Raw genomic sequence first — 13,181 nt, forward strand, 5'->3', positions numbered from 1 at the left:
GACACCCCGCAGTCCGCGATGCTCCCGACCCCCACCGTGCGTCCCGGCGCTGCGCACCGATCCACGGCGACTCCCTCGGGAATGCGTCGAGCGTTGCGTCGGGCTCGCGACGGGGTCGCACTGAACGTCGACGAAGCGGCGGTCCTGCTGCAGGCCCGGGGTGCCGATCTCGAGGATCTCTGTGCGTCGGCGGCGCGGGTGCGCGATGCCGGCCTTCTCGCGGAGGGTCGACCCGGCACGGTCACCTATTCGCGCAAGGTCTTCGTCCCCATCACCCGGCTGTGCCGGGACCGATGCCACTACTGCACCTTCGTCACCGTCCCCGGCAAGCTCCGCGCCGAGGGGCACGGCATGTATCTCGAACCCGACGAGATCCTCGAGATCGCCCGTCAGGGAGCCGAACTGGGTTGCAAGGAAGCCTTGTTCACACTCGGCGACCGGCCCGAGGACCGGTGGCCCGAAGCGAAGCAGTGGCTCGACGAGCGCGGCTACGATTCCACCCTCGACTACGTGCGAGCGATGGCGATCCGCGTCCTCGAGGAGACCGGTCTGCTGCCGCACCTCAATCCCGGGGTGATGAGCTGGGCCGAGATCTCGCGGCTGAAGCCGGTCGCCCCGTCGATGGGCATGATGCTCGAGACCACCTCCGAACGGTTGTTCACCGAGAAGGGGCAGTGCCACTACGGCAGCCCCGACAAGGATCCGGCGGTGCGGCTGCGGGTGCTCACCGACGCGGGCCGACTCGCGGTGCCGTTCACCACCGGCATCCTCGTCGGCATCGGTGAGGACTTCACCGAGCGTGCCGAATCGATCCACGTGATCCGTAAGTCGCACAAGGCATTCGGTCATATCCAGGAAGTAATCGTCCAGAACTTCCGCGCCAAGGACGACACCGCGATGCGCGAGCACGACGACGCCGATCTCGACGAGTTCCTCGCCGCGATCGCCGTCGCGCGGCTCGTCCTCGGGCCGGGAATGCGCATCCAGGCCCCGCCGAATCTCGTCTCGCTCGACGAGTGCCGCGCGCTGCTCGGGGCGGGGGTCGACGACTGGGGTGGTGTCTCGCCGTTGACGCCCGATCACGTCAACCCCGAACGGCCCTGGCCGAATCTCGACACCCTGGCGCGCCTGAGCTCCGAGGCCGGCTTCGAGCTCACCGAGCGGATCGCCGCGCAGCCGAAGTACGTGCTCGCCGGGCAGCCGTGGATCGATCCGCGCATCACCGCGCACGTGCACGCCCTCGCCGATCCGGCCACGGGCCTCGCGCGCGAGGTGATCCCGTCCGGACTGCCCTGGCAGGAACCCGACATCGACTGGGAGTCGTCGGGTCGCGTCGATCTGAACTCCGAGATCGACGTGACCGGACGCAACACCGAGCACCGGTCCGATCTCGGGAGCGCTTTCGGCGACTGGGAGACCGTCCGCGAACAGGTGCTCCAGCTGGGCGCCTCAGCACCGGTGCGGCTCGACAGCGACGTGCTCTCGGCGCTGCGCTCCGCCGAACGGGATCCGGGCGGTTGCACCGAAGCGGAGTACATCGCCCTCGCCAACGCCGACGGCGCCGGTCTCGAAGCACTCGTGGCGCTCGCCGACCAGCTGCGCCGCGACACCGTCGGCGACGACGTCACCTATGTCGTCAACCGGAACATCAACTTCACCAACATCTGCTACACCGGCTGCCGGTTCTGCGCCTTCGCGCAGCGCAAGGGCGACGCCGACGCGTTCACCCTCTCGGCGAGCGAGGTCGCCGACCGGGCGTGGGAGGCGCACGTCGCCGGCGCCACCGAGGTGTGCATGCAGGGCGGTATCGATCCGGAACTGCCGGTGACCGGCTACGCCGATCTCGTCCGCGCCGTCAAGGCGCGGGTGCCGTCGATGCACGTCCACGCGTTCTCGCCGATGGAGATCGTCAACGGTGTCGCGCGCAGCGGCACGTCGATCCGGGACTGGCTCACCGAACTGCGTGAGGCCGGGCTCGACACCATCCCGGGCACCGCCGCGGAGATCCTCGACGACGAGGTGCGGTGGGTGCTCACGAAGGGCAAGCTCCCGACCGCCGAGTGGATCGAGGTGGTGACCACCGCGCACGAGGTGGGCCTGCGATCGAGCTCGACGATGATGTACGGGCACGTCGACCAGCCGCACCACTGGGTCGGCCACCTCGAGGTGATCCGCGGGATCCAGGACCGCACGGGCGGATTCACCGAGTTCGTGCTGTTGCCCTTCGTGCACCAGTCGTCGCCGCTGTATCTGGCCGGCGCGTCGCGTCCCGGCCCGACCATGCGCGACAACCGTGCCGCGCACGCCCTCGCCCGGGTCATGCTGCACGGCCGGATCGACAACATCCAGACCAGCTGGGTCAAGCTGGGTGTCGCCGGGACGCAGGCCATGCTCGAGGGCGGGGCGAACGATCTCGGCGGCACGCTCATGGAGGAGACGATCTCGCGCATGGCGGGCTCGCAGCACGGTTCGGAGAAGACCGTCGCCGAACTGGTCGCGATCGCCGAGGGCATCGGGCGGCCGGCGCGCCAACGGACCACCGCGTACACGCCGATCGAGCTCCCGGTCACCGCGGGCTGACCCGCCTCGACGGTCTGCACTCTGAAGTAGGGGACCCTTACTCCGGTGTGTGGCACGGGCACGGGGGATACTGGAGGACCGTGGGCGCCGAGGGTGCCCGCTCGGGCGAGACCGCGCAGGTCGGCGGGCTTACAGAGAGGCAGGGAGAACAGCAGTGACGTACACGATTGCGGAACCGTGCGTGGACGTGTTGGACAAGGCATGCATCGAGGAGTGCCCCGTCGACTGCATCTACGAGGGCGGTCGCATGCTGTACATCCACCCCGACGAGTGCGTCGACTGCGGTGCGTGCGAGCCCGTGTGCCCCGTCGAAGCGATCTTCTACGAGGACGACGTCCCGGACGAGTGGTCCGAGTACGTCAAGGCCAACGTCGACTTCTTCAACGATCTCGGCTCGCCCGGGGGCGCCGCGAAGCTCGGCAAGGTCGACTACGACCCGCCGTTCGTCAAGAATCTCCCTCCCATGGGCGAAGAGTGACGAACGGACCGGTGGAACTTTCGTGAGCACGCGTGTCCGCCGTTCGGTGGCGAAGAGCCTGCCGGACTTCCCCTGGGATTCCCTGACCGACGCGAAAACGAAGGCAGCGGCGCATCCCGACGGCATCGTCAACCTGTCGGTGGGCACACCGGTCGACCCGGTCGCCCCCGTGATCCGGGAGGCGCTCGTCTCCGTCGCGGAGGAGCCGGGCTACCCGACCACGCACGGCACCGCCGAACTGCGGCGGGCGGCCGTGGGTGCGCTCGAACGTCGCTACGGCATCACCGGTCTCGACGACTCGGCGATCCTGCCGGCGATCGGCACCAAGGAGATGATCGCCTGGCTGCCGTCGCTGCTCGGCCTCGGTGCCGACGATCTCGTCGTGATCCCCGAACTGGCGTACCCGACCTACGAGGTGGGCGGGCTGCTCGCCGGTGCCCGCATCATCCGCGCCGACGGGCTGACCCGCCTCGGCCCCGAGGTCGCGTCGCTGGTCTTCGTGAACTCGCCGTCGAACCCCACCGGCAAGGTGCTCGGACCCGACCACCTGCGCAAGGTCGTCGACTGGGCGCGCAGCCGCAACGCGATCGTCGTCTCCGACGAGTGTTATCTCGGGCTCACCTGGGAGTGTGAGGCCCTGTCGATCCTGCACCCGAACGTGTGCGGGGGCGACCACACCAACCTCCTCGCGGTGCACTCGCTGTCGAAGACCTCCAATCTCGCGAGCTACCGGGCCGGTTTCGTCACCGGCGACGCCGACCTCGTCGCCGACCTGCTCGAGGTCCGTAAGCACTCCGGGATGATGCTGCCGCTGCCGATCCAGGCCGCGATGACCGCGGCACTGAACGACGACGAACACGAGAACGCGCAGCGCGAGAAGTACCGCAAGCGTCGCGAGGTGCTCCTCGAGGCCGTGCGCGGCGCCGGCTTCACCGTCGACCATTCGGAGGCGGGCCTGTACCTGTGGGCGACGCGCGGTGAGGGATGCCGCGCGACCGTCGACTGGTTCGCCGACCGCGGCATCCTCGTCGCACCCGGCGAGTTCTACGGTCCCGGAGGTGTCCTGCACGTCCGGATCGCGCTCACCGCGACCGACGACGCCATCGACGCCGCCGCTGCCCGACTGCGCCGATAGAGCGCGCCGGCGCACCGCTCGGCGAGCAGCTCGCCGGTAGATTGGCCCCGTGAGTTCGTCCGGTGAGGATCCGCTGCTGTGGGTGCTCTACGTCGCCGTGGTGGCCATCGCTGCGGTGAGCGCGTCACGCTCCCATGCGGGAAGTTCCGCGCACGCGACGACGCGATCGTTCTGGTGGCCTCCGCCGGTCGCGGCGACGATCCTGTGGTCGGTGGTCGCGGTGGCCTCGCTCGCGCGACTGGTCTTCCCGGGACTGCTCGACGTCTTCCGGCGGCAGCCGGTCCGCACCCGGGACTCGGGGGAGTGGTGGCGTGTCCTCACCGCAGGTCTGATCGAGGACGGCGGCGTGCTCCTCACCGTCGTGAACCTGCTGTTGCTCGCGGTGGTCGCCATCGCGATCGTGCGGGTGTGGGGGTGGTACCGCGCACTCGGGTTGTTCCTGGTCGGCCAGGTGCTGTGGGGGTTGTTCACCACCTTCGTCTTCCCGTCCGACGGCGCGGGAACAACCGGCGCGACGCTCGCGGCGGCCGCGACTCTCGCGGGACTGTGGCCGGTCGTCGGAGCGACACGCTCGCTGCTCGTCGCCTCCGCGGCGACCTTCCTTCTCGGTGTGGTCCTCGTGATCGCGGGCGATGCGCACGGCGTGGCCGTCCTCATCGGAATGCTGCTGGGCGCGGTCCTGGCCACCGTGCTTCCCCCGGCACATCTGGCGCGGACATCGATGTCCGCGGCGCGCGGCGACATCCACACCTGACCGCCACACCCGACCGCCCCCGCGAGGCTGCGGCATCGATATGGAATCGTGGCTGTCGTGTCTGCACTGCTTCGTTCGCTGAATCCGCTGGCCGTCGCGCGCGGCGACGATCTCCCGGACGTCGTCCGTATCGACGGCCACACCTTCTCCCGCAGCGGTCTGCTCGGCGCGGCCACCGCCGTCGCGGCGCGGGTGGCGCGCGCCGATCGGGTGGCCGTGCTCGCGACTCCGAGCGCGACCACCGTCGTCGCCGTGACCGGTGCCCTGCTCGCCGGGACGACCGTGGTGCCGGTGCCACCGGACTCGGGGCCCGCCGAACTCGCCCACATCCTGACGGACTCGGACGCGCAGGCCTGGCTCGGTCCGGCGCCGGAGGTGCAGCATCCCGACGTTCCGCAGTTGCCGAGCCTGCCGGTCCGCCTGCACGCCCGCGACTGGCACCACCTGCCCGAGCCGAACCCGGCGCGAATCGCGTTCGTGCTCTACACCTCCGGGACCACCGGCGCTCCGAAGGGTGTGCTGCTGAGCCGCCGGGCGATCGCCGCGGGCATCGACGCGCTCGCCGAGGCGTGGGCCTGGACCGAGCGCGACACGCTCGTCCACGGGCTGCCGCTGTTCCACGTGCACGGACTCGTGCTCGGTGTGGTCGGAGCCCTGCGGGTGGGCAGCCGGCTGATCCACACCGGGAAGCCCACTCCGCAGGCCTACGCCGAAGCGCAGGGATCCCTCTACTTCGGGGTGCCGACGGTGTGGACACGCGTCGTCGAGGACGAGGACTCCGCCCGCGCGCTCAGCGGCGCGCGACTGCTCGTCTCCGGCAGCGCGCCGCTGCCGGTGCCGGTCTTCGAACGACTGCGTGAGCTCACGGGACTGGTTCCGATCGAGCGCTACGGCATGAGCGAGACGATGCTGACGCTCAGCACGCGCGTCGACGGCGAGCGCCGTCCCGGCTGGGTCGGCACGCCGGTGGCCCGGGTCGAGACGCGCCTGCGCGACGAGCAGGGCCGCGACGTGCCCCACGACGGGGAGAGCATCGGCGTCTTGCAGGTGCGTGGACCGATGCTCTTCGACGGCTACCTGAACAGGCCGGAGGCCACCGCGGCCGCGTGGACCGAGGATGGATGGTTCGTCACCGGCGACGTGGCGGCCGTCGACGAGGGCGGATTCCACCGCATCGTGGGTCGCGAGTCGACCGATCTGATCAAGACCGGTGGGTTCCGGGTGGGTGCGGGGGAGATCGAGACCGTTCTGCTCGGTCATCCCGCGGTGCGGGAGGTGGCCGTGGTGGGCCTGCCCGACGACGACCTCGGTCAGCGGATCGTCGCGTTCGTGGTGCCCGCCGCCGACGGCCCCCAAGTCGACGGGTCGGAACTGATCGACCTTGTCGCACAACAGCTTTCCGTGCACAAGCGGCCCCGGGAGGTGCGTGTGGTGGGTGACCTTCCACGCAATGCGATGGGCAAGGTGCAGAAGAAGAAACTGGGCTGACAGGGTCGGTGGGGGGGCGCCCGCGGGCAGGTTCCTGTCACCGGAACTTCGTGGAAAATCGGTCACAGGGGTTGCATGTGTCACACTGCGAGGCGGATTCTCTACTGCACCGTATGTAGATCTACTCACTTCGATGGGGGTTCGAGGGATGTCTGTAACGGATCAGGTCCGGGTGACCGGGCACGATCGTCGGGGGGACGGTGACAACGCTCCGCTCTTCCTGGTGGACGGGAAGCCCGCGTCCGTTCCGCTGCGCGATCTGCCCGCCGTGGCTCGCAAACTCGTGGCGCACTTCGCCGACAACGTGGCGCCGTGTTCGCTGCGACCGGGTGAATCGCTGCGCGGTGACGTCACCGAGGTCACCGTGCGCTGCCTGCGCATCGCGATCCATCTCCTCGACTCCGGAGAACTACCCTCCGACGCGGAACTCGCCGACCTGCGCAGCAGCGCAGCCCAGTGGGCCCGCGCCGGCTTCCGGCTCGAATACATGCTCCGGATCTATCACGAAGGCATCCGTCTCGGATGGGAGCTGGTCACCGATCGGGCCCGGGAGGGCGATGTCTCCTCCGTCGCCGACGCGTCCCGCCTGTGGATGGCGCTGCTCGAGAAGGTCACCGTCGCCGCGACCACCGGTTTCGTCGCCGAACTCGACGCCATCCGCCGTGAACGCGACGTCGCCGCGCAGGAACTGGTCGCCGCGCTGCTGAGCGGGCAGGACGCCGCGGCCGTGGCGCAACGCTCCGGGCTGGTGCTCGCCGACACCTACACCGTGCTCGCGGTCTCGCTCACCCGACATCCCGACGAACGCAATCCGCACGTGCGGCCGGAGGTCGTCGCGCGGCGCACCCTGCGCCGGGTCGAGACCGAACTCGAGGCGATCTGCGAGGGCCGCCACCTCGCGATGCTCGGCCCCGAGGGCGGCACCGTCCTGCTCCCCGAATCGCCCTCGACCGAGGCGATCGAGGAATTCCGGCAGCGCATCGAGACCGTCGCGGGCGTGTCCGTCACGATCGCTCTCGTCCACGCCCCCGTCCGGGAGGTGCCCACCGCGGCGAAGCAGGCCCACGAACTGCTCGATCTGGTGCGACGGCTCGGCCGTGCGGTCGGGGCCTACGGTATGCAGGATCTGGCCCTCGAATACCAGCTCACGCGGCCCGGACCGGCGCGCCGTCACCTCGCACGCGTCCTCGACCCGCTCGACGAATCACCCGAACTCGTCGAGACGCTGGAAACGCACATCGCCCACGACCTGAGCCGCCAGCTCACGGCCAAGACCCTGCACGTCCACGCGAACACTGTCGACTACCGCCTCAAGCGGGTCGCGCAACTCACCGGATTCGATCCCACCCGGCCCTCCGGACTGCGCCAGCTGCAGGCGGCGCTGATCGCTCGACGACTCGAACTGGAGAGCTCCGAACAGGGCTGATATCGCGTCGGATTCGGCTTCCCGAGGCGTGCCGGTCTATATCATCGGTCTCGGGCGACCGAGGGTCGTCACCCGGAGTGAGCACGAGGGGGCCGACGCATGGCGGGGGAGTCCGGACCGTCCGAGTCGGATCCGCCGAGCCGTCGTGGCGGCGTGAGTGGGGATGCACGGCCGGGCGGGGGTCGGGCGCGCTGGTTCGTCGTCGCCGTGATCCTCGTCCTCGCGGCCGGATCCGTCGCCTTCCTGTTCGTGGAGCGGCGGAGTGGGTGCGACGACTCCGAGCGCTACACCGTGGCGGTCACCGCCGACCTCGCACCGGTGATCGAGGGGACCTCGGTATCCGGATGTACGGAGTTCGAGGTCGTCGAACAGGAACCGGGGGAGGTGTCGGCGCGACTGGCGACCGACGACGTTCCCGACCTGTGGCTCCCGGCGGGCGGTTGGTGGGCGTCGTGGGCGGGTGAGACCGCCACGGGCCCGGTGCGCACGGTGTCGACACCGCTGGCCACCACGCCGCTCGTGATCGCGGGTGCGCCGGGCACCGTCGAACCGGCGGCCGACTGGCAGGAGGCCCTGTCCGATCCCGGTCTCGTCTTCGGCAATCCATTGCGCTCCGGTCCCGCGGCAGGTGCCATCCGCGCCGTGCTGGCCGAGGCCGCCGACGATCCCGTCGCGATGGGCACGGTCCGTCCCGTCATGGCGCCGCTCGCCGAGCGGGAGGGGGTTCGCGACGAGGAGGTACCTACCGGATCGACCTTGCTCGAGGAGACCGTCGCCGATGGTGGGACGGTGGTGAGCACCGAACAGCAGGTCGAGACCTATCGCAGCGTCCACAAGCGCGAACTGGGCATCGAGGTACCCGTCACCGGGACGCTGCTCGTGGACTATCCGGTGGTCGTGACGGCGCGTGGAGAACGGCACGACGCCGCGGCGGCGGCCGCCACGGCGCTGACCGACGCGCTGCACACGTCCGAAGGACTCGACAGGCTGACCCGTCACGGCTTCCGGGACGGAGGCGGACGACCCCTGCCCGACGGCCGCGGTGCGGGAGCGGTGCCGGTGCTCGAACTCGACGACGAGACCGTCGCCGAGGAGGCGATGAACGTGTGGGCGTTGCAGGCGCTTCCCGTGCGCACCGTGTTCGCGGTGGACGTCTCCGCGTCGATGAACCGTGATCTCGGCGACGAGAGTCGGATCGAACTGGTCCGGCGCGCCGCGACCGCCGCCAACGAGGTCCTGCCCGGGAACGTCTCAGCGGGCCTGTGGTTCTTCGGTGGGGGAGTGAGCGACTACGCCACATTGCCGAACGACCGCGCCGAGGCAACGGGGGACTACATCGTGGCGGCACCGATCCGGCGCTTCGATGCGGTGGTGGACGACGGTACCCAACGCGACCTGCTCACCTCGCTCGTCGCGCAGATGGCCGGTACGGCCGACGAGACCACCGCGCTCTACGACACGATCCTCGCGGCCTTCCGGTACGTGCAGGACAGCTACGATCCGCGCGCGGCCAACAGTGTCGTCGTGGTGACCGACGGCGCCGACAACGGTTCCGCGATGTCGAAGGACGAACTGCTCGCGGTCCTCTCGAACGAGAACGATCCGTCCAGGCCGGTACGGATCGTGACGATCGGACTCGGTGAGGACGTGGACACCGCAACCCTCGAGCAGATCGCCGCGGCGACCGGAGGGGTGAGCTACCGGACGAGCGATCCGCTCGACATCACCGAGCTCGTGCTCACTGCGCTGGCCGATCGGACGGGTGGCTGACCGTCTTGTCGTCGTGGGTGCGGTGCCAGAGCAAGCCGAGCGCCGTGATGATCAGGAACAGCACGAAGGTCGACGCGAGCTGGACCCGGGCCGCGCTGTCGGACAGCATCAGCACGATGAAGCCGATGAGCATCGCGAGCGTGAACCAGCTGAGATAGGGGAACAGCCACATGCGCAGGCGGATGGTGCCTTCGCGCTCGAACTTGCGGCGCAGCCGCAGATGCGAGACGACGATGAACAACCAGATCGCGATGAGCGCCGATCCGACCGCGTTGAGCAGGATCCCGAGGATGGTGTCGGGCAGCAGCCAGTTGAGCCACACGCTGACGAAGCCGAAGAACACCGAGACGAGCACCGCGTTGCGGGGCACTCCGTGGTGGGTGAGCTTACTGAGCCAGGCCGGTCCGTCGCCGCCGCGTGCCAGCGAGTAGGCCATGCGGGAGGTGCCGTAGACGTTGGCGTTGAACGCCGACAGCAGCGCGATCACCACGACGAGTTCCATGAAGCCGGACACGTAGGGGATGCCGGCGATGTCGAGCACCGAGACGAACGGGGAGGTCTCACCGCTCGCCGCGGTCCACGGCAGCACGAGCACCATGATCGAGATCGACCCGAGGTAGAAGACCGAGATCCGCCAGACGACACTGCGCACGGCCGTCGCGATGGACCGTTCCGGATCCTTCGATTCGGCCGCGGCGATCGTGACGATCTCGATGCCGCCGAACGCGAAGGCCACCGCGAGCAGACCGGCCGCGACACCGGCGATCCCGTTGGGCGCGAAACCGTCGCCGTCGCCGAGCAGGTGCGTGGTGCCGACGGGTTCGGTGCCCGGAAGCAGACCGAACACGAGCAGGATGCCGATCACCAGGAACCCGAGGATGACCGCGACCTTCAGTGCCGCGAACCAGAACTCGAACTCACCGAAGTTGGCGACCCTCGCCAGATTGACCACCGCGAAGAAGGTGACGAACACCAGCGCGACCACCCATTGGGGTACGCCCGGCAGCCACGACTGCACGATCGCGGAGGCACCGGTGATCTCGACACCGAGCACCATGATCAGCATGAACCAGTACAGCCACCCCATGCTGAATCCGGCCCAGCGGCCGATTCCGATGCGCGCGTAGTGCGAGAACGAACCGCTCACCGGCAGCGCGGCACCCATCTCGCCGAGCATGCGCATCACGAAGATGATCATCACGCCGGCGAGCAGGTACGAGACGATGATGGCCGGACCGGCTGCGGCGATACCCACTCCGGAACCGAGGAACAGGCCCGCGCCGATGGCGGAGCCGAGTCCCATCATGGTCAGATGGCGGACCTTCAGGCCGCTCCCGAGATGTTCGGCCTCGGACGCGGGCCGCTGGGTTTCACTCACAGTTTCTCGGTTCCGAATCTGTTGTGGGTGCAGAGTCAGTCGTTGGCGTGCAGAGCCGCGTTCAGTTCGACTCCGCTGCCCTTGTTCGGCACGACCTCGACCGCGCCGCTCACCGAGTTGCGTCGCAGCAGGAGGTTGGACGCGCCGCTGAGGGTCGCGGCCTTGACGACGGTGCCGTCAGGGCCGGTGACCTTGGTACCGGCGGTGACGTACAGGCCGGCCTCGACGATGCAGTCGTCGCCGAGCGAGATGCCCACGCCCGCGTTCGCACCGAGCAGGCAGCGCTTGCCGACGGAGATGACCTCCTTGCCGCCACCGGAGAGGGTGCCCATGATCGAGGCGCCTCCACCGACGTCGGAACCGTCGTCGACGACGACACCCGCGGAGATGCGGCCCTCGACCATCGAGTTGCCGAGCGTGCCGGCGTTGAAGTTGACGAAGCCCTCGTGCATCACGGTGGTGCCGGACGCGAGGTGCGCACCGAGGCGGACGCGGTCGGCGTCGGCGATGCGGACACCGGCCGGAACGACGTAGTCGACCATGCGGGGGAACTTGTCGACACCGAAGACTGTCACCGGTCCGCGGATGCGCAGACGGGAGCGCACGGTCTCGAAGTTCTCGAGCGAGCACGGGCCGTAGTTGGTCCACACGACGTTCGCGAGCATGCCGAAGATGCCGTCGAGGCTGAGCCCGTGCGGCTGGACGAGACGGTGCGACAGCAGGTGCAGGCGCAGGTAGACGTCGTGAGTGTCGACGGGCGGCTTCGACAGGTCCGCGATGTCGGTGCGCACCACGACCTGCTGGACCTCGCGCGCCTCGTCGTGACCGGCGAGCAGGGCGAGATCGGACGGGATGTCCGTGCCCTCGAGTCGCGTCGTTCCGGTTTCGCTCGGCTCGCCGAGGGCGGGTGCCGGGTACCACGTGTCGAGGACGGTCCCGTCCTCCGTGATGTTCGCGATGCCTACTGCTGATGCTCCGTGTGCACTCACGGGTGAGAAGCGTACGCGAGGCGGTCCTGCGCCTGTGTCCCCCCTGAGAAAATCGTGTGCGGGGTCTGAGGAGCAGGCGCGTTTCGTATCGTGCAGGTATGCCCGTACCGCAGCTGGACCTGCACGCCGACCCCGTCGAACTGACCGCCGCGCTCGTCGACATCCCGAGCGTGTCGCAGAACGAGACGCTCATCGCCGACGCCGTGGAGACGGCCCTGCGCGAGCAGACCGACGGCTTCGAGGTCGTGCGCAACGGCAACTGTGTCCTGGCGCGGACGAACCGCGGACTCGGCAGCCGTGTGATGCTCGCCGGCCACCTCGACACCGTCCCGATCGCCGACAACGTGCCGTCGCGGCGCGACGGCGACCTGATGTGGGGCTGCGGCACCTCCGACATGAAGGCCGGCGACGCCGTCTTCCTGCACCTCGCGGCGACCGTCACCGATCTCGCTCACGACCTGACGATCGTGATGTACGACTGCGAGGAGATCGCGGCCGCGTACAACGGGCTCGGACGGATCGAGACCGAACTGCGCGACTGGCTCGACGCGGACGTCGCGATCCTCGGCGAACCCACCTCGGGTGAGATCGAGGCCGGTTGCCAGGGCACCCTGCGGGTGCGCATCACGACCGACGGTGTGCGGGCGCATTCGGCGCGCTCCTGGCTCGGCGACAACGCGATCCACAAGCTCGCTCCCGTGCTCGACCGTCTGGCCCGCTACGAGGCACGGTCGGTCGACATCGACGGTTGTGTGTACCGGGAAGGACTGTCGGCCGTGCACATCGAGGGCGGTGTCGCCGGCAACGTGGTGCCCGACGCCGCTGCGCTCGACGTGAACTTCCGGTTCGCCCCGGATCGCAGCCCCGACGACGCACTCGCGCACGTCCGCGAGGTCTTCGACGGTCTCGCGATCTCGATGGAACTCACCGACATGTCACCCGGCGCGCTGCCCGGACTGTCGAACCCGGCCGCGGCGGCGCTCGTCGAGGCTGCGGGCGGGAAGTTCCGGGCCAAGTACGGCTGGACCGACGTCTCGCGGTTCGCCGCGCTGGGGATTCCGGCCGTCAACTACGGGCCGGGCGACCCGAACCTCGCGCACAAGCGCGACGAGCACGTCGAGGTCGGGCGGATCACCGAGGTGACCTCCGTTCTGCGCTCCTATCTCACCCGATAACGTGGCCG

The 13,181-nt window shown here is 69.3% G+C and carries 10 protein-coding genes; 8 read left to right on the forward strand and 2 right to left on the reverse strand.

What is annotated here, in order from left to right; all coding sequences use genetic code 11:
• Positions 1-18: 18 nt before the first annotated feature.
• The 7 genes from IM25_RS12240 (at position 19) to IM25_RS12270 (ending at position 9,631) form a co-directional block, all read left to right on the forward strand.
• On the forward strand, positions 19-2,580 hold the full coding sequence (locus tag IM25_RS12240; protein ID WP_442971921.1) for a bifunctional FO biosynthesis protein CofGH: 2,562 nt from the start codon (positions 19-21) through the stop codon (positions 2,578-2,580).
• 154 nt (positions 2,581-2,734) lie between these two features.
• Positions 2,735-3,058 (forward strand): ferredoxin, encoded by a 324-nt coding sequence (gene fdxA / locus IM25_RS12245; protein WP_006550573.1) that lies wholly within the window; start codon positions 2,735-2,737, stop codon positions 3,056-3,058.
• A gap of 22 nt (positions 3,059-3,080) precedes the next feature.
• Entirely contained in the window at positions 3,081-4,193 is a 1,113-nt protein-coding gene (dapC, locus tag IM25_RS12250; protein WP_071934566.1) for a succinyldiaminopimelate transaminase, read from the forward strand.
• Between the two features lie 49 nt (positions 4,194-4,242).
• The gene (locus tag IM25_RS12255) at positions 4,243-4,947 is read left to right on the forward strand and encodes a hypothetical protein (protein WP_033097290.1); all 705 of its coding nucleotides are present in this window, start codon (positions 4,243-4,245) and stop codon (positions 4,945-4,947) included.
• Positions 4,948-5,004: 57 nt separating this feature from the next.
• A complete protein-coding gene (locus tag IM25_RS12260; protein ID WP_033097291.1) occupies positions 5,005-6,435 on the forward strand; it encodes an acyl-CoA synthetase in 1,431 nt (476 codons plus the stop codon).
• A gap of 172 nt (positions 6,436-6,607) precedes the next feature.
• On the forward strand, positions 6,608-7,861 hold the full coding sequence (locus IM25_RS12265; protein WP_006550569.1) for a PucR family transcriptional regulator: 1,254 nt from the start codon (positions 6,608-6,610) through the stop codon (positions 7,859-7,861).
• A 153-nt stretch (positions 7,862-8,014) separates the two neighbouring features.
• Entirely contained in the window at positions 8,015-9,631 is a 1,617-nt protein-coding gene (locus IM25_RS12270; RefSeq protein ID WP_232333316.1) for a substrate-binding domain-containing protein, read from the forward strand.
• Here the strand turns inward: IM25_RS12270 and IM25_RS12275 are convergent.
• Complete coding sequence (locus IM25_RS12275; RefSeq protein WP_220577881.1) at positions 9,600-10,937, reverse strand: amino acid permease; 1,338 nt, start codon at positions 10,935-10,937, stop codon at positions 9,600-9,602. The two genes, IM25_RS12270 and IM25_RS12275, sit on opposite strands and share 32 nt — an antisense overlap.
• Before the next feature lie 107 nt (positions 10,938-11,044).
• On the reverse strand, positions 11,045-11,998 hold the full coding sequence (dapD, locus tag IM25_RS12280; RefSeq protein ID WP_006550566.1) for a 2,3,4,5-tetrahydropyridine-2,6-dicarboxylate N-succinyltransferase: 954 nt from the start codon (positions 11,996-11,998) through the stop codon (positions 11,045-11,047).
• 98 nt (positions 11,999-12,096) lie between these two features.
• Here dapD and dapE point away from each other — a divergent pair, with 98 nt between their 5' ends.
• Positions 12,097-13,173, forward strand: a complete 1,077-nt coding sequence (dapE, locus tag IM25_RS12285; RefSeq protein WP_006550565.1) for a succinyl-diaminopimelate desuccinylase — start codon at positions 12,097-12,099, stop codon at positions 13,171-13,173.
• The last annotated feature ends 8 nt before the right edge of the window (positions 13,174-13,181 follow it).

The organism is Rhodococcus sp. p52 (assembly GCF_000763325.2).
GTDB classification, from domain to species: domain Bacteria; phylum Actinomycetota; class Actinomycetes; order Mycobacteriales; family Mycobacteriaceae; genus Rhodococcus; species Rhodococcus pyridinivorans.

Excerpts from the sequence above, each read along its gene's own strand:
- IM25_RS12240 (WP_442971921.1), top strand. The coding sequence starts at position 19 with ATGCTCCCGACCCCCACCGTGCGTCCCGGCGCTGCGCACCGATCCACG.
- IM25_RS12275 (WP_220577881.1), bottom strand. The coding sequence starts at position 10,937 with ATGATGGGACTCGGCTCCGCCATCGGCGCGGGCCTGTTCCTCGGTTCC.
- dapE (WP_006550565.1), top strand. The coding sequence starts at position 12,097 with ATGCCCGTACCGCAGCTGGACCTGCACGCCGACCCCGTCGAACTGACC.